Raw genomic sequence first — 22,390 nt, forward strand, 5'->3', positions numbered from 1 at the left:
GGGGCCCCTCGTCCCTGGCGGCGCCGGTGGGCGCGGGAGCGTCCGGCGGGGTACACTCGGTGCCACTGAACGACAGGGGAGCGCCCACCTCCGGCGACGGGGGCAGGGCGCTGAGAGTGCGGATCGCCGCAGACCCTCGAACCTGCTCCGGTTAGCACCGGCGAAGGGAGTCGAGCATCTCAGGGGTGCTTCGGCGGGTGGCCTGCCGCCCGCGGAACCCCATCCCCTCCTGGCACCGATGGCTCGCAGAGCCCAGGAGGAACACCGTCATGGACACCACCACACGTCCCGCCGACCACACCCGTGCCTCCGGCGCGCCCTCCTGGCGCGTCGTCGACATCGTCGTGGCCGCCGTACTGGCCGCCGCGTGCGCGGTCGTCTTCTGGGCGTGGTCGAACCTGCTCTACCCGGTGGCCGCGGCCGCCTCGGTGGCCTATCCGCCCGGCACGGCCCTCATCGGGGGCGGCTGGCTCGTGGCGGGCGTGCTGGGCGGGCTGATCATCCGCAAGCCCGGCGCCGCCGTGTTCTGCGAGCTGCTCGCCGCCGTGATCGAAGGCCTGCTCGGCACGCACTTCGGCTGGACGGTGGTCCTCTACGGCCTCGTCCAGGGGCTGGGCGCGGAACTCGTCTTCGCCGCCGTGCGCTACCGCCGGTTCGGCCTCGGGGTGGCCGCGGCAGCCGGGGGTCTCAGCGGGCTGGCCATGGGGCTCACCGGCAATCTGCTCGCCAACTACGAGTGGGCCCTGGACCACCAGGTGGTCTACGTGCTCCTGTCGGTCCTCTCGGGAGTCGTGATCGCGGGCGCGCTCATGTGGGCGGTCGTCCGGGCCCTCGCGGCCACGGGCGTGCTGCAGGGCCTGGCCTCGGGCCGGGCCGCGCGCCGGTGAGACCCTCCGGCGCGGGTCGCCCGGCGGTCCCGCCGGGCCGGGGGGCGCGGGTGGAGGCCCGAGGCTTCGGCTGGCACCATCCCGGACGGGACACCGCGGCGCTGCACGACGTCGACCTCGTGGTCGAGCCGGGTGAGCGGGTGCTGCTGCTGGGCCCGAGCGGGGCCGGGAAGTCCACCTTCCTGCACGCCCTCGCCGGGGTCCTGCACGACGACGACGACGGACGGTCCCGCAGCGGCGAGCTCCTGCTCGACGGCACGGTCCCGGAGGCGGCCCGCGGCCGGGCGGGCCTCGTGCAGCAGGACCCCGAGTCGCAGGTCGTGCTCTCCAGGATCGGTGACGACACCGCCTTCGGCCTCGAGAACCTCGCGGTGCCCCGCGAGCGGATCTGGCCCCGCGTCCGGGCCGCCCTCGACGACGTCGGCCTGCACCTCCCGCTCGACCACCCGACCTCGGCGCTGTCCGGGGGGCAGAAGCAGCGTCTGGCCCTCGCGGGCGCGGTCGCCATGAGTCCCGGTCTGCTGCTGCTCGACGAGCCGACCGCGAACCTGGACCCGGACGGAGTGCGGCAGGTGCGCGACGCCGTCGTGTCCTGCCTCGACCGCAGCGGGGCGACCCTCGTGGTCGTGGAGCACCGCGTGGCCGTGTGGGCCGAGGTCGTGGACCGCGTCGTGGTGCTGGGTCGAGACGGCGGCGTCGCCCACGACGGACCGCCGGCCCGGGTGCTGGGGGCGGCCGCGGACGAACTGAGCCGGGCCGGCGTGTGGGTCCCTGGCCGGGTGCCGCGGACCCGGCCGGCCCCCGGCGCGAACACCGCCCCGGGTGGTCCTGTCACGGGTGCCGCCTCCCCGGTTGCCCCTGCCACGGGCGCCCCTGCCACGGCTGCCTCCGCCCCGGCCGCCTCCGCCGCGGGAGACGCCGCGGAGCCGCTTCTGGCCGCGGCCGGGCTGGCGGTCTCGCGCATCCAGCCGACGGCGCGAGCGCTGCGTGCCCGCCGCCGGGCCGCCCGCCGCGGCCGTGCGGTCCTGGACGCCGCCGCGGGCCTGGAGCACCCCGTCGCGGTGGCCGACGTCGGGCTGACCCTCCGCCGCGGCCGGGCGCTCGCGCTCACGGGTCCCAACGGCGCCGGGAAGTCGACCCTCGCGCTCACGCTCGCAGGCCTGCTGGCGCCCGTGCGCGGCACCGTGACCGCGCACCCGGGCCTGGACCGCGGCGCGGGGTCGGATCCGCTGAGCTGGAACGGCCGCGAGCTGGTCGCCCGGATCGGGACCGTCTTCCAGGAACCGGAGCACCAGTTCCTGCGGCCCACCGTGCGCGCCGAGCTGGAGCACGGCCCTCGGCTGGCGGGCACGCCGGCGGCCGAGCGGGACCGCCGCACCGAGGAGCTGCTCGGACGGCTGCGCCTGGCGCACCTGGCCGAGGCCAACCCGTTCACCCTGTCCGGGGGCGAGAAGCGGCGGCTGTCCGTGGCCACGGTGCTCGCGACGGACCCCGACGTGCTGGTGCTCGACGAACCCACGTTCGGTCAGGACGCGCTCACCTGGGCGGAGCTCGTGGACCTGCTCGTGGAGCTGGTGGACCGGGGGACGTCCGTGCTCGCGGTGACCCACGACGAGGACTTCGTCCGGGCCCTCGGCGCCGACGTGCTGGCCCTGGACGCTCCCGGGACCCCCGCCGTGGCGCACACCGGTGCGGTGGAGGACCCCCGGGCGCCACATGATCCCCTCCTGGCACCTGGTCCGCACGTGGTCCCCGCCCCGCACGTGGCACCCGCCCCCCGCACCGCCGCGGAGACCGTCCGGTGAGCGCCGCGGCGATCGCCCCGGCGGCCCGGGAGTCCCTGCTCGGCCGCTCCGACGCCGTGGTGAAGCTGGCCGGGGCGCTGCTGCTCACCGCGGTGCTCGTGGTCAGTGCGGACCCCGTCACCTCGGGGGTCGTGCTGGCCGGGGAGCTGGTGCTGCTGGGGCTCACCGGGCAGCGGCCGTTCGCGCTGCTCCTGCGGGCGTGGCCCGTGGTGCTGGCGGCTCTCGTGAGCGGCTGGGCCACGGTCCTGCTGGCCGAGGACTCCGGTCCGGTCCTGCTGGACCTGGGCGTCACCGAGCTGTCGGCGGGGGCCGTGTCCGCGGGCGCGGCGATCGCCCTGCGCGGTCTCGCGCTCGCCCTGCCGGGGCTCATGGTGGTGCTCAGCACGGACCCGACGGACCTCGCCGACGGGCTCGCCCAGACGGTCCGGCTGCCGGCGCGGTTCGTGCTCGCGTCCCTGGCGGCGCTGCGGCTGGTGGGCGTCATGTTCACGGAGTGGAACACGCTCGCCATGGCCAGACGTGCGCGGGGCGCGGGATCCGGACGCGGGCCGGTGGCCGCCCTCCGGGAGTTCGGCGGGCAGGCGTTCACGCTTCTCGTGCAGTCCCTGCGCCGGGCGACCCGTCTCTCCGTCACCATGGAGGCCCGCGGCTTCGGGGCCGGCCCGCGCACCTGGGCCCGCGTGCCCCACCGGTCGTGGCGGGACGCGGCGGTGCTCGCCGGCTGCGCGGCGGTGGCGGCGGCCGGCCCGTCGGTCTCCCTGCTGGTGGGGGCCCACCGCTTCATCTGGGCCTGAGCCCGGCTCAGGCGGCGGCGAGCCACCCGGTGACGAGGCGGGTGAGCTCGGGGTCCACGGGGAGCGGCTGCTGGTCGAGGGTGTGGACCGGGACCGCGAGCCGGACGCTGGAGACCAGCCACATCGCGTCGGCCGCCATGAGGTCCGCGGGGTACAGCGGGCCGTAGCCGAGCTCCCAGCCGTCCCGGCGGGCGGCGCCGAAGATCGTGGCCTGCGTGGTGCCCGGCAGGATCCCGTGCGAGGGCTCGGGCGTCACGAGCACACGGCGTCCGTCGCGCACCCGCGCGCACACGACGGAGGATGTCGCTCCCTCGAGCACGCGCCGGCCGGCCGCCGTGAAGACCGCCTCCTCGGCGCCGAGGGAGCGGGCGTGCCGCAGGGCGGCCATGTTGATCGCGTAGGACAGCGTCTTCGCCCCCGGCAGCAGCCACGGGTAGCCGGAGTCGTGGGCCGGGTCGTGGCCGCGGGGCAGGAGCACGGCGGCCACGCCCTCCCGGCGCTGGCGGAACGTGGACTCGGGCACGGGGCTCACCACGACCCAGGACCAGGGGCCGCCCTCCGGGGTGCCCCGGCTGACGACGACCTTCACGCTGTGCTCGGCGCCCAGGCCCCCGTCCCCGCCGGGAGCGGCGTGGGCCAGGGCCGTCCGGACGGCGGCGCGGCAGCGCTCCGCCGAGGGCGCGGGCAGCTGCGCGAGCCGGGCGGAGGCTTCGAGGCGCTGGTGGTGGGTCGCGAAGCCCTGCACCTGCCCGTCCACGACCCGCATCGTCTCGAACACGCCGTCCCCGCGCGTGAGCCCCTGGTCGTCGATCCGCACCAGCGGGACGCCGGGGTCGGCGAGGACGCCCTCGGGGTGGTCGGCGTCCAGGACCACGACGGTGCTGGTCACGGGTCTCTCCTCACAAGGCGGCGGTCACGGTGCGGCGGTCGGTCAGCAGACGGGGCCCGGGTGCAGGATGTCGACCTCTTCCCAGACGTGGTCCTGGGCGAGGTAGGCGTCCTCCTGGGCCGCCCACCGGTCCCAGTGCTCGGCGTAGTAGGAGCCGTCCCGGCTCAGCGCCCGGTCGTAGCGCAACGAGGTGGGGAGCTCGACCCACACCGAGACGTCCAGCAGCTCCCGGGCCGGCGCGCTGCAGGCGCCCACGCCCTCGAGGACCACGACCTCGGCCACGCGGGTCAGGCGAGGCGTCCCGGGGGAGCCGGTGACCCAGTCCCAGGCGGTCCACTCGGCGTCGCGGCCGGACCGCAGGGGAGTGAGGATCCGTTCCACGTAGGTCTGCGTGCCCGTCCTCAGCCCGTCCCAGCCGGGGTAGAGGTCCTCGAGGTGGAAGGTGGTGACGTCGTGGAGCGGCCGGAGGACCTCGGTGAGCTGCTCCGCCAGGGTCGTCTTGCCCGCTCCGGACCGGCCGTCGATGCCGATCAGGTACGGGCGCCGGGTGGGGGAGGGGAGCAGCTGGGCCAGGTTGGTGCCGGCGGGGTTGGCGTGGGCGACCGCGGGGTCCACCTCGTGCTCGCGGTCGATCACGCGCGTCCGACGTCCTGCCCGGTGTCCTGCCGCCGCGCGTCGATCTCGCGGGCGACGGCGCGCACGACGCCGGGGACGGCGGCGGAGATCATGGCGTAGGTCGTCTCGAAGTCCTCGGGTCCTCCGTACCAGGGGTCGTAGATCCCCAGCTCCGCGGGGTCGGCGTCCGCGACCGCCGGGTCGAACTCCCGGAGGAGCCGGACCTTCGCGGCGGCGGCGTCGTCGGGCGCCAGCGCCCGCAGCCGATCCCGGTGGACGACGTCGAGGGCGAGGACGAGGTCCCGGTCGTCGAACCGGAGGGGGTCGAAGACCTGCGCGGCGTGGCCGGAGACGTCGAGGCCCTCACGGCGGAGGAGATCGCCGGCCCGCGGGTCGACGGGATTGCCCAGCTCCTCGTCGCTGACGCCGGCGGAGTCGATGCGCACGTGCTCCGCCAGGCCCGCGGCCTCGAAGGCGCGCCGCAGGGCGAACTCCGTCATGGGTGATCGGCAGATGTTGCCGGTGCACACGGCCACGATCGAATACATAGCGGGCATTCTAAGCCGGACCGTCCCGGCACGAGAAGCGTGCCCGCCGCCCGGGGGCGGCGGGCACGCCGATGCGTGGCTCAAGGGCTCGTGTCCTCCTCCTTGTACACGTGCTCGATCTCGTTGCCGTGCTCGTCGACCTGCCGGTACCACTCGGTGACCACCGGGTCGTGCGAGTCGAACGCCTCGCCGGCCGCCCGGAGGCCTCCGGCGTGCTCGACCTGCAGGGCGAAGTCGTCGCCGTGCTCCTCGATGCCGTGGATGACCGCCTTGCGCATCGCGGCGGAGGCGAACCGCGCGCGGATGGTCGCCGGGTCGTGGTGGAGCTCCTTGTAGAAGGCGACCATGAGCAGCAGCACGACCACGGCGAAGGGCAGCGCCGAGACGGTCACGAGGTTCTGCATGCCGGTCAGGGCGTCGCCACCGCCGGCGAGCAGCATCACCACCGCGATGCCGCCCAGGCACAGTCCCCAGAAGATCACCACGCCCTTGTGAGGGTCGGGGTCGCCACGCTGGGAGAGGGTGCCCATCACGATCGAGGCGGAGTCGGCGCTGGTGACGAAGAAGATGCCGATGATGAGCATCGCCAACACCGAGGTGATCGCGCTCAGGGGCAGGGCGTCGAGCATGGCGAAGAGCGTCGCCTCCTGGCCGCCCGCGCCGGCGAGGTCCGTGCCGGTCTGCTGGAGGTGCATGGCCGTGCCGCCCATCACGATGAACCACAGCACGCACATGGAGGAGGGCACCACGAGCACCACGGTCACGAACTGACGCAGGGTGCGCCCGCGCGAGATCTTGGCGATGAACATGCCCACGAACGGGGACCAGGACAGCCACCAGGCCCAGTAGAAGACGGTCCAGCCCCCGGCGAAACCGGCCGTCTCCTCGCCCCAGGCGCCCGTCTGGCCCGTGAGCCACAGATACTCCTGCAGGTACGTGCTGAAGACGGCGGGGACGAGGTCCAGCAGCAGGACGGTGGGGCCGGCCACGAAGACGAACAGGGCCAGCAGGAACGCCAGGATCAGGTTGGTGCTGGAGAGGTAGCGGATGCCCCGGGCGATGCCGGAGACGGCGGAGACCACGAAGCCCGCCGTGAGCACGGCGATGATCGCGATGAGCCCGCCGTTGCCGAAGGGCCCCCAGCCGGCGACGATCTGGAGACCCTGGGCGATCTGCACGGCCCCGATGCCCAGCGACGCGGCGGTGCCGAAGAGGGTCGCGAAGATGGCGAAGATGTCGATGAGCTTGCCGACCCCGCCCTCGGCCCGCTTCTTGCCCAGGAGCGGTACGAAGATGCGGCTGATCAGCGGCGCGCGGCCGCGCCGGTAGGCGCCGTAGGCGATGGCGGCCCCCACGACGGCATACATGGCCCATGGGTTCAGCGCCCAGTGGAACGCGGTCTGCACCAGGGCGAAGACGGTCATCTCCTCCGAGCCGGGGGCCGCGCCGAAGCCGGGGACCCCGGCTCCGAAGTGGTTCAGGGGCTCGGAGGCGCCGAAGAACATCAGGCCGATGCCCATGCCTGCGGCGAAGAGCATGGCCAGCCAGGCGAAGAACGAGTACTCCGGCTCCTCCTCGTCCGTGCCCAGCGGGATGCGCCCGGTCTTCGTGAAGCCCACGACGAGCATGAACAGCACGGCCAGCGTGGACATCGCGGTGAAGAACCAGCCGGTGTTGCCGGTCACCCACCCGAGGGCGGCCGTGGACGCCGTGGCCAGCGTCTCGGTGGACAGCACGCCCCAGGCGATGAAGGCGGCGATGCAGACGGCGGTGACGAGGAAGACGGTCCTGTCCGTGCCGTAGCTCAGCTTGCGGTCCTCCACGGCGATGCCGGGGACCAGGGCGGGGTGGATGCCGTGGGGGTAGGGGAGCTGCTCCCGCTTCCGCCGGTGGCCGGGCCAGCGCCGGGGCGTGTGCTGCTCGGACTCGTGGGGCGGCTGGGGAGGGGTGCTCACGGGGACCTCCTGCGGTGTCGGTGCGATGGGCGGCGTGCCGGCCGGGGCGATGGAGAGCGCGCACGCGCGGGTCCGTCGGTCCGGGCACGATGCTTCAGCGTAGCGAACGCGGCGGGGCCGCAGGAGAGGCCGAACCGTGACCTCGGGAGCGCGACCCCGGCTTGAGTGCTGACGACTCAACTTGTCTTGACAACGTCGGCTCACGTGGCAAACTTGAGCCAGGAAAACTCAAGACCTGAGACCTCCGGGAACTCCGAGCGGGCCCGTCGGCCCCCTCCCCGGTTCAGCTCGACACGAAGGAGAACGCATCCATGTCCCGTGCAGTAGGAATCGACCTCGGCACCACCAACTCCGTGGTGTCCGTGCTGGAGGGCGGCGAGCCCACCGTCATCGCCAACGCCGAGGGCAACCGGACCACCCCGTCGGTCGTCGCCTTCTCCAAGGACGGCGAGACCCTGGTCGGTGACATCGCCAAGCGCCAGGCCGTCACCAACGTGGAGCGCACCATCGCGTCCGTCAAGCGGCACATGGGCACCGACTGGTCCCAGGAGATCGACGGCAAGAAGTACACGCCGCAGGAGATCTCGGCACGCATCCTCATGAAGCTCAAGACCGACGCCGAGTCCTACCTCGGCGACAAGGTCAGCGACGCCGTGATCACCGTCCCGGCGTACTTCAACGACGCCGAGCGCCAGGCCACCAAGGAGGCCGGGGAGATCGCGGGCATGAACGTCCTGCGCATCGTCAACGAGCCGACCGCCGCGGCGCTGGCCTACGGGCTCGAGAAGGGCAAGGAGGACGAGCTCATCCTGGTCTTCGACCTCGGTGGCGGCACCTTCGACGTCTCCCTGCTCGAGGTGGGCAAGGACGAGGACGAGTTCTCGACCATCCAGGTCCGTGCGACCGCCGGCGACAACCGCCTCGGCGGCGACGACTGGGACCAGCGGGTCGTGGACTGGCTGCTCTCCCAGGTGAAGTCCAAGACGGGCGCGGACCTGTCCAAGGACAAGATCGCCCTGCAGCGACTGAAGGAGACGGCGGAGCAGGCGAAGAAGGAGCTGTCCTCCGCGACCAGCACCAACATCTCCCTGCAGTACCTCTCGGTCACCCCCGAGGGCCCGGTGCACCTGGACGAGCGCCTGACCCGCGCGAAGTTCGAGGAGCTCACCCGGGACCTGCTGGAGCGCACCGAGAAGCCGTTCAAGGACGTGATCGCCGAGGCCGGGATCTCCGTGTCCGACATCGACCACGTGGTCCTCGTCGGCGGCTCGACCCGCATGCCCGCCGTCGCGGAGACCGTGCAGCGCCTCGCCGGCAAGGAGCCGAACAAGGGGGTGAACCCGGACGAGGTCGTGGCCGTGGGCGCCGCGATCCAGGCCGGCGTGCTGAAGGGCGACCGCAAGGACGTCCTGCTGATCGACGTGACCCCGCTCTCGCTGGGCATCGAGACCAAGGGCGGGGTGATGACCAAGCTCATCGAGCGGAACACGGCCATCCCGACCAAGCGGTCGGAGACCTTCACCACCGCCGAGGACAACCAGCCCTCGGTGTCCATCCAGGTGTTCCAGGGAGAGCGCGAGTTCACCCGGGACAACAAGAACCTGGGCACCTTCGAGCTGACCGGTATCGCACCGGCCCCGCGCGGCATGCCGCAGATCGAGGTCACCTTCGACATCGACGCCAACGGCATCGTGCACGTGTCCGCCAAGGACAAGGGCACCGGCAAGGAGCAGTCGATGACCATCACGGGCGGCACCTCGCTGTCCAAGGACGAGATCGACCGCATGGTCAAGGACGCCGAGGCCAACGCCGAGGCCGACCGCAAGCGCCGTGAGGCCGCCGACCTGCGCAACAACGCGGAGCAGCAGGCGTACTCCGTCGACAAGCTGCTCAAGGACAACGACGAGAAGCTGCCGGCCGACGTCAAGTCCGAGGTCCAGGCCGACGTCGACGACCTGAAGAAGGCGCTCGAGGGCGAGGACGACGACGCCGTGAAGTCGGCCTACGACAAGCTGCAGCAGTCCCAGACCAAGCTCGGCGAGGCCCTCTACGCTCAGTCGCAGGCCGAGGGTGCCGAGGGCGCCCCGGGCGCGGGCGACACCGGTGCCGCCGGTGAGGAGGACATCGTCGACGCCGAGGTCGTCGACGACGAGGACGAGAAGAAGTGAGCATGCCCGACCCCACACCCGACCCCGAGGAGCACCGGACGAAGGCCGGCGACGGCCCGCCCTCCGGTGGCCCCGACGAGACGACCGCGCAGGACGCCGGCCCCCGTGAGGAGGCCGGCCCGGAGGGCCTGACCGTGGAGGACATCCTCTCGACGCCCCAGTCCGGCGACGCGGGCTCCGCCGACGCGGGCTCCGGCGCGGGCCCGGACGCCGGGCAGCAGGAGGCCGGGCAGCAGGACGCCTCTGCGGCGCTGGCCGCCGAGCGTCTCGAGGAGCTGCGCCGGCTGCAGGCCGAGTTCGTGAACTTCAAGCACCGCACGGCGCGGGAGAAGGAGCAGCTGAGGACGTTCGTCACCGGCGACCTCCTGCAGACGCTGCTGCCGGTGTTCGACGACATCGACGCGGCGCGCCAGGCCGGGGACCTCACGGAGGGCCCGTTCGCGGCCATCGCGAACAAGCTCGAGGAGACCCTGGCCCGCCAGGGGCTCACCCGGATCGGCGCGGTCGGGGAGAGGTTCGACCCGAACGTGCACGAGGCGGTGCTGCAGCAGCCCACGAGCGAGGTCGAGCCCGACCAGGTCTCGATGGTGCTGCGCTCCGGCTTCCGGGTCGGCGACCGTGTGGTGCGGCCCGCCCAGGTCGCCGTCGCGGTCGCCGAGTGAGGCCCGTCATGGCCTGATCCGCGCGACGTCAGGGGAGGTCCGGCAACGGACCTCCCCTGACGCGTCCACAGCACCGGTGCCGCCCGGCACCGGGCCACCCAGGACTTCCACCGGCTCCTGCTCGACAGGACCCCGACCGGCCCCCACAGAAAGGAGGCGTCATGGCCAGCCAGGACTGGATCGACAAGGACTTCTACAGCATTCTCGGCGTCTCCAAGGACGCGTCCGCGGCCGACGTCAAGAAGGCGTACCGCAAGCTCGCCCGCCAGTTCCACCCGGACCAGAACCCGGGCGACGCCGCGGCGGAGCAGAGGTTCAAGGACATCACCGAGGCCAACTCCGTCCTCTCGGACCCCGAGCAGCGCAAGCAGTACGACGCGATCCGCGCGATGGGCTCCGGCGCCCGCTTCACCGCGGGCGGCCCCGGCGGCCCCGGCGGCTCGGCGAACTTCGAGGACATCTTCGGCGACATCTTCGGCGGCGGCGGGCGCCGCCGCACCACCTACTCCACGGGCGGGCCCGGCGGGGCGGGCGGGTTCGAGGACCTGTTCTCCCAGTTCGGCGGCGGCTACGGGGCGCCCGGCGGCTACGGCGCCCCGGGCGGGTACCGAGGCCCCCAGGGACCTCCGGCGCGTGGGGACGACCTGCGCGCGGAGACGACCATCCCCTTCCGCTCCTGCGTGCACGGCACCACGGTCAGGCTGCGCCGCAGCAACGGCCAGGAGACCACGGTGCGCGTCCCACCGGGAGTGCGCGACGGCCAGCGGCTGAAGATCTCCGGCAAGGGCCACTCGGGTCCCGGCGGGGCCGGTGACCTCTACGTGACCGTGCACGTCACCCCGCACCCGTTCTTCCGGCGGGTGGAGGGCACGGACGACGTCGAGATCACCGTTCCGATCACGTTCCCGGAGGCGGCCCTGGGCGCCACCGTCGAGGTGCCCACCCTCGACGGTGGGACGGTGCGGCTCAAGGTGCCGGCGGGCACGTCCTCCGGCCGCCGGTTCCGCGTCAAGGGGCGCGGGTTCACCACGGCGAAGGGCTCGGGCAACCTCCTCGTGACGGTCGAGGTGCACGTCCCGGCCGAGCTCGACGAGCAGGCGAAGGACGCCGTGCGCGCGTACGCGGAGGCGACGGCCGGGGAGGACCCGCGGGCCGGCCTGATGGCGAAGGCCCGGGTCTGAGATGGCACTCGACGCCGACCAGCCGCTGTTCGTCATCTCCGTGGCCGCGGAGATCGCGGAGATGCACCCGCAGACGCTGCGCCAGTACGACCGGCTCGGCCTGGTGAAGCCGTCCCGCGCCCCGGGGCGGGCTCGCCGCTACTCGCAGCGCGACATCGAGAAGCTGCGGCAGATCCAGATCCTGTCCCAGGAGGGGGTCTCGCTCGAGGGCATCCGGCGGATCCTGCAGCTCGAGAACCAGGTCGCGGCCCTCCGGTCGCAGGTCGGCCAGCTGCGGGACGAGCTCGAGGCGGCCCGTGACCGGGCCGAGGAGTCCTCGAGGATCTTCGCCGCGGGCGTGGGCGGGGACGTGGTGCGGATGGCGCGCGGGTCGAGGCCTCGCGCGCGCCAGTTCTCCCAGGCGGTGGTCCTGTACCGGCCGCCGCGCCAGCAGGGCCGCTGAGCGGCTCAGCGCAGGTGCTTCTCGAAGCCCAGCTCGTGCACCTCGTCCGTGAGGACCCGGGCGCGACCGGTCAGTGGCGTGTACCCGCTGCCGAGGTACAGGGCTCGCGCCTCGGGCTGGCGGTTGCCGGTCGTGAGGTGGATCCGCCGATACCCCGCCGCGGCGACCTGCCGCTCGAGCTCGGCCAAGACCCGGCGGGAGAGACCGCGCCGACGGTGTGCCGGCGCCGTCCACAGCCGTTTCAGCTCGGCCGTGACGTCGTCGTACCGGCGGAACGCGCCGCCCGCGACGGCCGTCCCGGCCTCGAGGAGCAGCACGATCCCGCCGTCCGGCGGGCTGAAGTCCTCGACCGGGTGCCCGGCCATCTCCTGCTCGCCGATCTGCGTCCCGTAGCGCGTCACGTACTCCCGGCGGAGCCCCGCGAGCAGTGGCAGCGTGCGGGGGTCGCCCGGGGGCGCGACGACGAAGCCGTTCGGCCCGGCCCCGGCGCTCACGACCGTCGTCGGTAGGCGAGGTCGCGCGGCACCCGGCCGGCCTCCTGCGCCTTGCGCTCGAAGCTCGTGAGGACCCGCCCCTCCCAGCGGGGCGCCCACCCGGTGTCGGGGTGCTGGTCGTCGGCGACCGGTCCGGGGTGGAGGTTCTCGAAGTGCGGCGACGCGTCCAGCACCTCGCGCATCACGAGGGCGTACTCCTGCCAGTCCGTGGCCAGGCGCCACGTCCCGCCCGGTCGCAGCACGCGGGCGGCGAGCTCGGCGAACGCGGGGGAGACCAGGCGTCGTTTGTGGTGCCGCGTCTTGTGCCAGGGGTCGGGGAAGAACACCCACAGCTCGTCGACCGAGCCGGGGGCGAGCATGTGCTCGAGCACCTCCGGGGCGTTGGCCTGCACCACCCGGACATTGTCCACCCCCGCCTGGGCGGCCTTGAGCAGCAGGTCCGCGATGCCCGGCTTGTACACCTCGACGGCGAGGTGGTTCCGGCCCGGTTCCTGGGCGGCGGCGTGCACGATCGCCTCGCCCAGCCCGGAGCCCACCTCCACGACGAGGGGCGCCTCGCGCCCGAAGGCCGCGGCGGCGTCGAAGTCGTGGTCGGGGTGCACCGAGGTGTCGGTGCGCACCCTGGGCACGTCGAGGACCCGCGAGGGCGCCCAGTCGTCCCAGGCCTTCTGCCGCCGCGCGGTGAGGCGGTCGCCACGGCGCACGAAGGAGTAGGGCCGGCGGTGGAAGGCTTCGGGAACGGGGCCCTGCGCGGACCCCTCGGCGGGGGAGGAAGTGTGCTCGCTCATCGCCCTACATCCTAGGCGCAGGGCGGGCGGGGCCCTCACCGGCCGGTGCGGGCGGATCCGGCCGGCGCCGGTGCGGCGCCCGCCACGCCGCGAAACCGTCGAGCAGCTCGGCGGCGTCCCGGGCGACCACCGGGGCGTCCCGGTGCTCCGGGTGCACGAGCCCGGCCGCCGACATCGAGGCGACCGCCTCCAGCAGGGGGGTCCAGTAGCCGTCCACGTTGAGGAATCCCACCGGCTTGGCGTGCAGGCCCAGCTGGAGCCACGTCCACGCCTCGAAGATCTCCTCCAGGGTGCCCAGGCCGCCCGGCAGGGCCACGAACCCGTCGGCCAGCGCAGCCATGCCGGCCTTGCGCTCGTGCAGGGTCCGCACCACCCGCAGCTCGGTGAGCCCCGGATGGGCGGCCTCCCGGTCGACGAGGGCCTGCGGCATCACCCCGACGACCTCGCCGCCGCAGCTGAGCGCGGCGTCCGCGACGGCGCCCATGAGCCCCACGTGGCCGCCCCCGTAGACGATGCCCACGCCGCGACGGGCGAGGGCGGTCGCGAAGTCCCGGGCGGCGTCGGCGAGCTGGGGGTCGGATCCCCGGGAGGCCCCGGTGTACACGGCGAGTCTCATGGGGACATTCTCGGGGATCACGGCGCCGATAGCATGAGTCGCGTCCCGTTCCCGCGCCGGAAGGAGGTGCCCGCGTGTCCCCGCCACCTCCGGACGACGGCGTGCGGTCCCGCCTGGACCTCGCCGGTGGCGCCGACCGGGTCGTGCTCGTGGGGGCCCTGGGGGTCCTCAGCGCCGTCAGCCCGCTGGCCACGGACATGTACCTGGCCTCGATGCCCGCCATGGCCGCCTATTTCGGGGCCTCGGCCTCCTCCGTGCAGCTGACGCTGACCACCTACATGGTGGGCATGGCCCTCGGCCAGTTCCTGCTGGGGCCCGTGTCCGACGTGGTGGGCAGGCGCCGGCTCATGGTCGCCGGCAACGTCCTGTTCCTGCTCACCTCCGTGGCGGTCGTCCTGGCGCCGACCATCGGGACGGTGATCGTGCTGCGCGCGGTCCAGGGAGCCGCCGGCGCGGCGGGCGTCGTGATCGCGCGCGCCGTGGTCACCGACATTGCCTCGGGCCGGCGGGCCGCCAAGCTGTTCTCGATCCTGGCGACCATCACCTCGCTCGCCCCCGTCGTCGCACCGCTGCTGGGCGGGGTCATCGCGACCGTGGCGCCGTGGCAGACCGTGTTCTGGGTGCTCGCCGGGTTCGGCCTGCTGATGCTCGCCTGCTCCGTGCTGGTGGTGCCCGAGACCCTCCCGCGGAGCAGGCGCCACCGCGGCGGGGTGGGCGCCGTGCTGACGGGCTCCCTCCGGGTGCTGCGCAGGCGGACGTTCATGGCGTACGCGCTGGCGTTCGGGCTCGCGTTCGGTTCCCTGTTCTCCTACATCTCCGCGTCCTCGTTCGTGGTGCAGAACGTGCTCGGCCTCTCGGCGCTGGGCTACTCCGTGGTCTTCGCCGTCAACGCGTGCGGCTCCATCCTCGGGGCCGTCGTCAACACCCGGCTCGTCGACCGGGTGGAGCCCGGCGTGATCCTGCGCACCGCCCTGACGGTCATGGCGGTCGTCAACGTGGTGGGGCTGGCCCTGGTCCTCGCCGGGGTCACCGGGTGGACCACGCTGGCGCACCTGTTCGTCAGCCAGTCCTGCATCGGGTTCATCATGGGCAACTCCGTGGCGCTCGCCCAGTCCCGCGTGCCCGGCCGGGCCGGCGCGGGGTCGGCGGTGCTCGGGCTGGTCCAGTTCCTCACGGGCGGGCTCGTGAGCCCCCTCACCGGCCTGGCCGGCGAGCACACCGCCGTCCCGATGGCCGTGTCCATGGCCGTGTGCTCGGTGCTGGCCGTCGGATTCGTGCTGCTGGCGGGCCGGCTCTCGAACCGCGCGCCGTCCGGGCCGCCGGACGGGTGAGAGCCGCGATCCCGTCACGTGCAGACCGTACGGTCGGTCATGTGGTTAGATGCCTGAGGCTGAGACGCGCACCACAGTGCCCGTCCGGCACCACGTCCGCACCCGCCCGACACCCACGGGAGACCACATGCTGCAATCCATCGAGACCGCGCTCGGCACGCTGAGCGGAATCATCTGGGGGCCGTACGTCCTCGTCCCGCTCCTGCTGCTCACCGGTCTGTACCTGACCGTCCGGCTGAGCGGCCTGCAGTTCCGGAAGCTCGGCTCCGCTCTGCGCCTGGCGCTGTTCGAGCGCCAGGACGCCGACGCCCGCGTCGGCGACGTGACCCAGTTCCAGGCGCTCACCACGGCACTCGCGGCGACCGTCGGCACGGGCAACATCGTCGGCGTGGCGACCGCGCTGTCGATCGGCGGCCCCGGCGCCCTGTTCTGGATGTGGGTCACGGGCCTGCTCGGCATGGCGTCCAAGTACTCCGAGGCCTTCCTGGCCGTGCGCTTCCGCACGACGGACGCGGCCGGTGAGATCTCCGGCGGACCGCAGTACTACCTCGAGCGCGGCATCCGCGGGCCCCTCGGGAAGTTCCTGGCGATCTTCTTCGCGATCGCCGCGGCCCTGGCGGCGTTCGGCATCGGCAACATGACGCAGGGCAACGCGATCGCCTCCAACGTCGAGGGCTCCTTCGGGGTGCCCACCTGGGTCACCGGTTTCGTCCTCACGGTGCTCACCGTGACCGTGCTCGTGGGCGGCATCAAGTCCATCGGCAAGGTCACCGCGGGGCTGGTCCCCGTCATGATCGTCATGTACGTCCTGGGCGCGCTGTTCGTCCTGCTCGTCAACGTCACGGCCGTTCCGCAGGCGATCGGCCTCATCTTCACGGACGCCTTCACGGGCACCGCGGCCGTCGGCGGCTTCGCCGGGTCCGCCATCATGCTTGCCGTGCAGATGGGCGTGGCCCGCGGGCTGTTCTCCAACGAGTCCGGCATGGGCTCGGCCGCTATCGCCGCGGCGGCGGCGCGGACCACGCACCCCGTGCGACAGGGCCTGGTGTCCATGACGCAGACTTTCATCGACACGATCATCGTCGTCACCTTCACCGGCCTGGTGCTCATCACCACCGGGGTCTGGGAGAAGGGCGCGGACTTCGCCGGGACCATGACCGGTGACGCGTTCAGCCAGGGCCTGCCCGGCGAGTGGGGGCACGTGGTGGTGACCGTGGGACTCGTCCTCTTCGCGTACTCGACGATCCTCGGCTGGGCCTACTACGGCGAGCGCTGCATGGAGCGGCTCTTCGGCCGGGCCGCCGTGATGCCCTACCGGATCGTGTTCTCCCTCGTGGTGTTCGTGGGCTGCACGGTTCCGCTGACCGTGGTCTGGAACTTCGCCGACGTCATGAACGGGCTCATGGCGCTCCCGAACCTGCTGGGGCTGCTGATCCTCGCCGGACTCATCGTCCGCGAGACCAACCACTACCTGTTCCACGACCCGCAGCTGCGGGCCGGCCGTGAGGAGATCGAGGACTTCATGGACGGGCACCCGGGGGCCATCGACTCCTTCGAGCGCACCCGCGTCTGACGCCCCCGGATCGGCGGCGGCCGCGCGCGTGCGGCACGTGCGGGCCGCGTGAGCTCCCACGCAGGGAGGTGCAGGGCCCGCGCGCCGGGACGCTGAGAGCCCGCGCCTCCGGGCGTGGGCTCTCAGCGTGGGGCGGTGCAGGACCCACGTGCTGGGGCGCCGGCTCAGGCGCCGGCGGGGTGGGTGCAGGACCCACGCGCTGGGGCGCCGGCTCAGGCGCCGGCGGGGTGGTACAGGACCCACGCGCCGGGGCGCCGGCTCACGCACCGGCGCGGTGCAGGGTCCGGCTTCGCGACGGGGGCCGGGGCCTGCGTCTAGCCTGAGCGCATGAGCGAACTTCCTGATCCCCGCCCGTTCTCCTGCTCGGACGCGACCGGTGCCGTCCACGACCAGGGCGCCCACGTGGTCGACTGGATCCCCACCGGCCACGCCCCCGTGCTGTGGCTCTCCCCGAGCACGCCGCTCGAACCGGGGAAACCCCTGCGCGGCGGCGTGCCCATCTGCTTCCCGTGGTTCGCGGACGGCGCCCGGGGCGGTCGCGAGCCGCAGCACGGTTTCGCCCGACGGCTCCGCTGGCACGTCCAGTCGCGCGAGTCCTCCGACCACGAGGCGGTGGTCGTCTACCACCTCTCGGACAGGGACGTCACGGACCCCGCGCACCGGGCGGAGTTCCCCCACGCGTTCGACGCCGAGTACGTGGTGCGGTTCGGCGCGGAGCTCTCCCTCCAGCTCACCGTCACGAACACCGGCGACCGGCCGTTCGAGTTCGAGGAGGCGCTGCACGCCTATCTCGTGGTCGGTGACGTGCGCCGGCTCCGGATCGAGGGCCTGTCCGGGGCTCGCTACCGGGACAAGGTGCTGGACCGCGACGGGTGCGTGCAGGAGGGGGATCTCCGGCTCGAGGGCGAGACCGACCGGGTCTACGCCTCGGGGGCCGGGGTCGCCGTGGTCGACCCCGTGCTCGGCCGCGTCCTGCGGATCCACAAGGAGAACTCGGCGAGCACCGTGGTGTGGAACCCATGGGCCGAGAAGGCCGCAGCGCTGCCGGACGTGGGCGCGGACGGCTGGACCGGCTTCGTGTGCGTCGAGGGCGCGAACGTCCACGGCGACGCCGTGCACCTCGAACCGGGCCGGACCCACACCATGACCTACCGGGTGTCCGTCGAGACCAGGCCAAGGGATCCCGGCGCACCCCCGGCCTGAACGGACACGGCGGGATCAGAACGGCGGCGGGTCGTCGCGGTCGAACGGTGGGGGCGGCGGGTCCGCGGGACCGGCAGGCGGCGCCGGATGCGCGTCCGGCGGAAGTCCGGCGGAGGGATCCGGAACGGTCCGGTAGGTCGCACCCGCCGGAGACGTCCACTCGAGCACCCCGCCCCCGGGTGAGGGGCCGAGCTGCCGCACGGTCCAGCGCCCCAGTGGTCCGTCGCGGTGCTTGACCAGGTGGTGGTGCCGGCAGAGGTGGGCCAGGTTGTCGGCGGCCGTCGGGCCGCCGTCTGCCCAGGCGACCGTGTGGTCGAGGTCGCAGCGTGCCGCCCGCCGCCTGCACCCCGGGAACCGGCACGTCCCGTCGCGCAGCCGCAGCCGGCGCTTGAGGTCCGCGGGAACGGCGTAGACGGTCCGGTCGTGATCGAGGACGACGCCGCTGGTGGGGTGCGTCAGCACCCGGTGCCACGATGCCGCGCCTCCCGCCAGCTCGCGGGCCGTCTCCGGGTCGATGGGACCGTGGCCCACGAGCACGGCGGTGTCGACGGGGACACCGGCCACGCCGGCCGCACCGAAGGTGTCCGGCACACCGGCAGGACCGCGCACACCGACGGCGCCGGGCTCACCGGAAGCGCCGGGCGCACCGAAGGGGTCCGACACAGCCGGGGCGCCGTGCCGGTCCGCGCCACCGACAGCGGGACCTGCCGGTGCCGGATCGGCACCCCGGGCCAGCAGGGTGAGCACGGGCACCGTCACCGTGATCTCGCCGCGCACGTCGCGCGGGAAGTCCGGGTCGTCGGGGACCTCCCCGGCCAGCAGGAGGTCCCCGAGGACGTCCGCCCGCAGCTGTGCCCTGGTGCGGGGAACGCCCGGGGCGCCGGAGCCGCCGTGATCCGGGGCGTCCTCGGCGGGCAACCGGTCCACGAGCGCCTCCAGCCGGTCCTTGGCGGCCAGCGCGACGGGCGCGGTGAGCAGCGCGTGCAGGCATGCCATGCCGTCCTCACGGTCCTCGACCCACACGCGGCGCCCCTCGCGCGCCGCGCGGTGCCGGCGCTCCTGCGTCTCCGTCAGCAACGCCTCGCGGCGCCGGCGCGCCCAGATCCGCAGCTGCGCCACCGTGCAGTGGGGCGCCAGCTCCTGCAGCTCGGCCACGAGCCTCCGCACGACGTCGGCCGGGGCCTTCTCCCCGGGGGCGTCGTCGACGAGCTCTCGCCACTGCTCGGCCAGCACGCCGGCGTGCCGGGCGCTGAACCGCCCCGCCTCGAGGGCCTCCAGGGTGCCGGGCAGCCGCTCGGCCAGGACGAGGGCCTCACGAACCCGCTCGCGTGCCGTGGCAGCGGAGAGCTTCAGCGCCGGAGCGATCTCGTCCGCGACGTCCAGGACCATCGCCTCGTCCGACTGGGGAGGGGAGGGCACGCGCCGGTCATTGTCGGTGAAGAGGAATCCCGCGGCGTCGAGCCGATCGATCTCCCGGTCCTCGAGGGCCAGCAGCCACAGCTCGTGGATGCAGCGGACCTGGTGTGCCGCCTCCCGGGCCTGCGCCGCGGCGGAGTCCGTCAGCTCCACCAGGACGGCCCGGGCCCTCGCTCGCACTCCGGCGTCGGCCATCTCCTCCGCGGCGTGAGCGGGGTCGTAGGGTGCCGGAGCAGGACGTGCCCGGCGGGGCGCCGTCGTCGTCATGGGGCCATTCTCCCCTCCGGCTCGGACACCGTAAGGAGGCGGCGGACGGGCACGAAGAAGCGGGTGCCGTCCGTCCCGGGGGACGGACGGCACCCGCTGGGCCGCGACAGGGCTACTTGGAGACGACCAGGGCCGCCGCGATCGCGGCCAGGAAGGCGTCCTTGGACAGACCGGTGCCGGCCTCGGTCGGGCGGATGCCGTCCTCCTGGGTCATCTGCGGGTTGCGGAAGTACAGCGTGAGGAGCCCCGCGGAGAAGGCGCCGAGAGCGAGGCCCGCCAGCCGCTTGTTGACGAACGGCGTCACCAGGGCGGCCCCGATGGCCATCTCGGAGTACGCCACGAACTTGCCGAAGGTGTCCGCGTCCCACTCCTTGAACTGGGGGACGCCGGTCGCGGCGAACTGCTGGAGCCCCTCGGCGGCCTCCGTGGGCAGGTCCTTCTTGCCGTAGCCGGACTGGAGCAGGTAGGCGCCGGAGACGCCGCGCAGGATCGCGTTGGACAGGCTCATGGTGATGTCCTTTCGGGTGGGCGACAGGTCGTGGACGCGACGCCGTCGAGCGGTCATTGAGTCGTCAACGACACTACCAGGGAGCCTCCGGCGCGCACCGTCCTCGGCACACCGTTCCCGTCGACGCGGACGGTGCCGAGGAGTAGCCTGAGGGCCCCCGACCCAGGAGGATCCCATGGTGAAGTTCGGCATCCGCAGACCCCGTCCCCTCGGCTCGCTCAGGGCGCGCACCACCGGCCGGGCCAAGCGGACGGTCAAGCGCGCGATCATCCCCGGGTACGGCCGTCCCGGTACGGGCTGGGTCCGCGACCCCGGCCGGGCGGCGTCCGGCGCTGCATACCGCAGGACCACGATCGGGGTGAACGACCTGCTCCGCAGGCTGCTCAAGTAGCGCGCCCGCCGGGCCGCGGCCCGGCCCGGCGCGTGTGCTCTCCACCACATGCCGGTGGTGGTGGCGGTCCCGTGCTGTACGCTGGGTGGTATTGCACATGGCACTGCTCCCCGTTCCCGGGTGAGCAGGCAGGCGTCGAGCACCCCCGTTCTTCTTCCAGCGTGGCACCGTTCCAGACGGTCTCGCCCGCTCGCAGGGGCCCCAGGAGTTCTTCGGCGCACCCGGCGTCGACACACCTCCCGCCGGGACGACGATCGAAAGACGAATCCCCGTTTTGACTACTTTTTCCGACCTTGGCGTGCCCAAGGCCCTTTCCGCCGTCCTCGCCCGCCAGGGCATCGAGCAGGCGTTCCCCATCCAGGAGAAGACCCTTCCCGACTCGATGGGCGGCCGTGACGTGCTCGGCCGCGGCAAGACCGGCTCCGGCAAGACCGTGGCGTTCGCGCTGCCGCTCGTGTCGCGGCTCGCCGGCCTCACCGGCGACGGCGCCCGCGTGTCCCGCAGGGCGAACCGTCCCACCGGGCTGATCCTGGCCCCCACCCGCGAGCTGGCCACCCAGATCGACCGCGCCGTGGCACCGATCGCCGAGGCGGCCGGGCTGACCACCACCGTGATCTTCGGCGGCGTGTCCCAGAAGAACCAGGAGAGGGCGCTCGCGAAGGGCGCCGACATCGTCGTCGCGTGCCCCGGCCGCCTCGAGGACCTCCTCAAGCAGAACGTGCTGACCCTCGACGACGTCCGCCTGACGGTCATCGACGAGGCCGACCACATGGCCGACATGGGCTTCCTGCCCGTGGTCACCCGCATCCTCAAGCGGACCCCGCAGGGCGGACAGCGCCTGCTGTTCTCCGCGACGCTCGACGGCGGCGTGGACAAGCTCGTCAAGCAGTTCCTCTCGAACCCGGTGAAGCACTCCGTGGACGCGCCCCAGGCGTCCGTGTCCACCATGGAGCACCACGTGCTCGTCGTGGACGCGGACGAGAAGCAGGAGCTCATCGAGGCCCTCGCCGCCGGGACGGGCCGCCGGGTGATGTTCACGCGGACCAAGCACCGCGCCAAGAAGATGGCCCGCAAGCTCACGCAGACGGGCATCCCCGCGGTGGATCTGCACGGCAACCTGTCCCAGAACGCCCGCGACCGCAATCTCGCGCAGTTCTCCGCGGGCGACGTGCGCGTGCTGGTGGCCACGGACGTCGCGGCGCGCGGCGTGCACGTGGACGACGTCGAGCTGGTCGTGCACATCGACCCGCCCACCGAGCACAAGTCCTACCTGCACCGCTCCGGGCGCACGGCCCGCGCCGGCGCCTCCGGCTCCGTGGTCACGGTGGCCACCAAGGAGGAGCGCCGTGAGGTCACGCAGCTCATGAAGGCCGCGGGCGTCACCGCGAACTTCGACGCCGTCACGGTCGGCTCCCCGGCCGTCGCAGAGCTCGTGGGCGAGCTCGCGGACAAGGTCGCCTACGTTCCGCAGCCGGTCCAGCCCCAGGGCGGTCAGCGCGGCGGCCAGGATCGCGCCCGCTCCGGCGGCAACCGCGGCCGTGGTGGCCAGCGCGGCGGTCAGGGCCGTGCCGAGCAGCCGCGCGGCGGCTCCCGCGACCAGCGACCCGAGTCCGGGCGCCGGGCCGGCTCGCGGCCGGACAACGGCTCCGCCTCCCGCTCGGCGGCCCCCGCCCGTTCGGCCGCGCCGACGCGCTCCGCCGGGCCCGCGTACACCTCCGAGTCGGCGCCGGACCGCGCCACGCAGGCGGCCGCCGCACGCCGTCGCAGCCGCAGCCCGCGCCGCGCCTCCTCCCCGCAGGGCGCCGCGACCCGCTGACGCGGTCGGGCCCCTCCGGCCCGCCTCGAGTGCACAGCCGT

General features: G+C 73.5%; 21 protein-coding genes and 1 riboswitch. Of the genes, 12 read left to right on the forward strand and 9 right to left on the reverse strand.

Annotated features, from left to right (window positions below):
• The first annotated feature begins 64 nt into the window (after positions 1 to 64).
• A riboswitch (TPP riboswitch) is annotated at positions 65 to 186 on the forward strand.
• Positions 187 to 269: 83 nt separating this feature from the next.
• From ACH9EU_RS09215 to ACH9EU_RS09225, 3 genes are read left to right on the forward strand one after another with little or no spacing between them, the layout of a single operon-like run.
• Positions 270 to 887 (forward strand): ECF transporter S component, encoded by a 618-nt coding sequence (locus ACH9EU_RS09215; RefSeq protein ID WP_396413636.1) that lies wholly within the window; start codon positions 270 to 272, stop codon positions 885 to 887.
• Positions 884 to 2,692, forward strand: coding sequence for an ATP-binding cassette domain-containing protein (locus tag ACH9EU_RS09220; RefSeq protein WP_396413637.1), 1,809 nt, complete (start codon positions 884 to 886; stop codon positions 2,690 to 2,692). The genes ACH9EU_RS09215 and ACH9EU_RS09220 overlap by 4 nt, the downstream gene beginning before the upstream one ends.
• Positions 2,689 to 3,486, forward strand: coding sequence for a CbiQ family ECF transporter T component (locus ACH9EU_RS09225; protein ID WP_396413638.1), 798 nt, complete (start codon positions 2,689 to 2,691; stop codon positions 3,484 to 3,486). Before ACH9EU_RS09220 ends, ACH9EU_RS09225 begins: the two co-directional genes overlap by 4 nt.
• A 7-nt stretch (positions 3,487 to 3,493) precedes the next feature.
• On the opposite strand, the gene ACH9EU_RS09230 is transcribed toward ACH9EU_RS09225, so the two are convergent.
• The 4 genes from ACH9EU_RS09230 to ACH9EU_RS09245 all read right to left on the reverse strand — a co-directional run bounded on the left by ACH9EU_RS09230 (position 3,494) and on the right by ACH9EU_RS09245 (position 7,493).
• Complete coding sequence (locus tag ACH9EU_RS09230; protein WP_396413639.1) at positions 3,494 to 4,375, reverse strand: aminotransferase class IV; 882 nt, start codon at positions 4,373 to 4,375, stop codon at positions 3,494 to 3,496.
• A gap of 42 nt (positions 4,376 to 4,417) precedes the next feature.
• Positions 4,418 to 5,011 (reverse strand): uridine kinase family protein, encoded by a 594-nt coding sequence (locus ACH9EU_RS09235; RefSeq protein ID WP_396413640.1) that lies wholly within the window; start codon positions 5,009 to 5,011, stop codon positions 4,418 to 4,420.
• Entirely contained in the window at positions 5,008 to 5,538 is a 531-nt protein-coding gene (locus ACH9EU_RS09240; protein ID WP_396413641.1) for an arsenate reductase/protein-tyrosine-phosphatase family protein, read from the reverse strand. Before ACH9EU_RS09240 ends, ACH9EU_RS09235 begins: the two co-directional genes overlap by 4 nt.
• A gap of 80 nt (positions 5,539 to 5,618) precedes the next feature.
• Positions 5,619 to 7,493: a BCCT family transporter gene (locus ACH9EU_RS09245; protein ID WP_396413642.1), complete on the reverse strand. Its 1,875-nt coding sequence runs from the start codon at positions 7,491 to 7,493 to the stop codon at positions 5,619 to 5,621.
• A gap of 311 nt (positions 7,494 to 7,804) precedes the next feature.
• Here ACH9EU_RS09245 and dnaK point away from each other — a divergent pair, with 311 nt between their 5' ends.
• The 4 genes from dnaK (at position 7,805) to ACH9EU_RS09265 (ending at position 11,946) form a co-directional block, all read left to right on the forward strand.
• Positions 7,805 to 9,661, forward strand: a complete 1,857-nt coding sequence (dnaK, locus tag ACH9EU_RS09250; protein WP_396413643.1) for a molecular chaperone DnaK — start codon at positions 7,805 to 7,807, stop codon at positions 9,659 to 9,661.
• Positions 9,658 to 10,323, forward strand: a complete 666-nt coding sequence (locus ACH9EU_RS09255) for a nucleotide exchange factor GrpE (protein ID WP_396413644.1) — start codon at positions 9,658 to 9,660, stop codon at positions 10,321 to 10,323. The genes dnaK and ACH9EU_RS09255 overlap by 4 nt, the downstream gene beginning before the upstream one ends.
• Positions 10,324 to 10,484: 161 nt before the next feature.
• Positions 10,485 to 11,504, forward strand: coding sequence for a DnaJ C-terminal domain-containing protein (locus ACH9EU_RS09260; protein WP_396413645.1), 1,020 nt, complete (start codon positions 10,485 to 10,487; stop codon positions 11,502 to 11,504).
• 1 nt (position 11,505) lies between these two features.
• Entirely contained in the window at positions 11,506 to 11,946 is a 441-nt protein-coding gene (locus ACH9EU_RS09265; RefSeq protein WP_396413646.1) for a heat shock protein transcriptional repressor HspR, read from the forward strand.
• Positions 11,947 to 11,951: 5 nt separating this feature from the next.
• Here the strand turns inward: ACH9EU_RS09265 and ACH9EU_RS09270 are convergent, their stop codons facing one another.
• Genes ACH9EU_RS09270 through ACH9EU_RS09280 form a run of 3 tightly spaced genes read right to left on the reverse strand, consistent with a single transcriptional unit; the run spans position 11,952 to position 13,844 of the window.
• The gene (locus ACH9EU_RS09270) at positions 11,952 to 12,440 is read right to left on the reverse strand and encodes a GNAT family N-acetyltransferase (protein WP_396413647.1); all 489 of its coding nucleotides are present in this window, start codon (positions 12,438 to 12,440) and stop codon (positions 11,952 to 11,954) included.
• On the reverse strand, positions 12,437 to 13,228 hold the full coding sequence (gene trmB, locus ACH9EU_RS09275) for a tRNA (guanosine(46)-N7)-methyltransferase TrmB (RefSeq protein WP_396413648.1): 792 nt from the start codon (positions 13,226 to 13,228) through the stop codon (positions 12,437 to 12,439). Before trmB ends, ACH9EU_RS09270 begins: the two co-directional genes overlap by 4 nt.
• A 4-nt stretch (positions 13,229 to 13,232) precedes the next feature.
• Complete coding sequence (locus ACH9EU_RS09280) at positions 13,233 to 13,844, reverse strand: TIGR00730 family Rossman fold protein (RefSeq protein WP_396413649.1); 612 nt, start codon at positions 13,842 to 13,844, stop codon at positions 13,233 to 13,235.
• Positions 13,845 to 13,918: 74 nt separating this feature from the next.
• On the opposite strand from ACH9EU_RS09280, the gene ACH9EU_RS09285 reads away from it, so the two are divergent.
• The 3 genes from ACH9EU_RS09285 (at position 13,919) to ACH9EU_RS09295 (ending at position 17,951) form a co-directional block, all read left to right on the forward strand.
• Positions 13,919 to 15,175: a Bcr/CflA family efflux MFS transporter gene (locus ACH9EU_RS09285; RefSeq protein WP_396413650.1), complete on the forward strand. Its 1,257-nt coding sequence runs from the start codon at positions 13,919 to 13,921 to the stop codon at positions 15,173 to 15,175.
• A gap of 127 nt (positions 15,176 to 15,302) precedes the next feature.
• A complete protein-coding gene (locus tag ACH9EU_RS09290; protein ID WP_396413651.1) occupies positions 15,303 to 16,748 on the forward strand; it encodes an amino acid carrier protein in 1,446 nt (481 codons plus the stop codon).
• A gap of 327 nt (positions 16,749 to 17,075) precedes the next feature.
• Complete coding sequence (locus ACH9EU_RS09295) at positions 17,076 to 17,951, forward strand: aldose epimerase family protein (RefSeq protein ID WP_396413652.1); 876 nt, start codon at positions 17,076 to 17,078, stop codon at positions 17,949 to 17,951.
• 15 nt (positions 17,952 to 17,966) lie between these two features.
• On the opposite strand, the gene ACH9EU_RS09300 is transcribed toward ACH9EU_RS09295, so the two are convergent.
• Positions 17,967 to 19,634 carry a DUF222 domain-containing protein gene (locus ACH9EU_RS09300; protein WP_396413653.1) on the reverse strand — a complete coding sequence of 556 codons (1,668 nt, stop codon included), beginning with the start codon at positions 19,632 to 19,634 and terminating at the stop codon, positions 17,967 to 17,969.
• 112 nt (positions 19,635 to 19,746) lie between these two features.
• The gene (locus ACH9EU_RS09305) at positions 19,747 to 20,142 is read right to left on the reverse strand and encodes a hypothetical protein (RefSeq protein ID WP_396413654.1); all 396 of its coding nucleotides are present in this window, start codon (positions 20,140 to 20,142) and stop codon (positions 19,747 to 19,749) included.
• A gap of 175 nt (positions 20,143 to 20,317) precedes the next feature.
• Between ACH9EU_RS09305 and ACH9EU_RS09310 the strand changes: the two genes are divergently transcribed.
• Positions 20,318 to 20,533 (forward strand): hypothetical protein, encoded by a 216-nt coding sequence (locus ACH9EU_RS09310; protein ID WP_396413655.1) that lies wholly within the window; start codon positions 20,318 to 20,320, stop codon positions 20,531 to 20,533.
• A gap of 298 nt (positions 20,534 to 20,831) precedes the next feature.
• A complete protein-coding gene (locus ACH9EU_RS09315; RefSeq protein WP_396413656.1) occupies positions 20,832 to 22,349 on the forward strand; it encodes a DEAD/DEAH box helicase in 1,518 nt (505 codons plus the stop codon).
• Positions 22,350 to 22,390 lie beyond the last annotated feature (41 nt).

It is taken from the genome of Kocuria rhizosphaerae, assembly GCF_044462265.1.
GTDB classification, from domain to species: domain Bacteria; phylum Actinomycetota; class Actinomycetes; order Actinomycetales; family Micrococcaceae; genus Kocuria; species Kocuria rhizosphaerae.

Coding starts and splice junctions, on each gene's coding strand:
- ACH9EU_RS09215 (WP_396413636.1), top strand. CDS start 270: ATGGACACCACCACACGTCCCGCCGACCACACCCGTGCCTCCGGCGCG.
- ACH9EU_RS09240 (WP_396413641.1), bottom strand. CDS start 5,538: ATGTATTCGATCGTGGCCGTGTGCACCGGCAACATCTGCCGATCACCC.
- dnaK (WP_396413643.1), top strand. CDS start 7,805: ATGTCCCGTGCAGTAGGAATCGACCTCGGCACCACCAACTCCGTGGTG.
- ACH9EU_RS09260 (WP_396413645.1), top strand. CDS start 10,485: ATGGCCAGCCAGGACTGGATCGACAAGGACTTCTACAGCATTCTCGGC.
- ACH9EU_RS09265 (WP_396413646.1), top strand. CDS start 11,506: ATGGCACTCGACGCCGACCAGCCGCTGTTCGTCATCTCCGTGGCCGCG.
- trmB (WP_396413648.1), bottom strand. CDS start 13,228: ATGAGCGAGCACACTTCCTCCCCCGCCGAGGGGTCCGCGCAGGGCCCC.
- ACH9EU_RS09280 (WP_396413649.1), bottom strand. CDS start 13,844: ATGAGACTCGCCGTGTACACCGGGGCCTCCCGGGGATCCGACCCCCAG.
- ACH9EU_RS09290 (WP_396413651.1), top strand. CDS start 15,303: ATGCTGCAATCCATCGAGACCGCGCTCGGCACGCTGAGCGGAATCATC.
- ACH9EU_RS09295 (WP_396413652.1), top strand. CDS start 17,076: ATGAGCGAACTTCCTGATCCCCGCCCGTTCTCCTGCTCGGACGCGACC.
- ACH9EU_RS09300 (WP_396413653.1), bottom strand. CDS start 19,634: ATGACGACGACGGCGCCCCGCCGGGCACGTCCTGCTCCGGCACCCTAC.
- ACH9EU_RS09305 (WP_396413654.1), bottom strand. CDS start 20,142: ATGAGCCTGTCCAACGCGATCCTGCGCGGCGTCTCCGGCGCCTACCTG.
- ACH9EU_RS09310 (WP_396413655.1), top strand. CDS start 20,318: ATGGTGAAGTTCGGCATCCGCAGACCCCGTCCCCTCGGCTCGCTCAGG.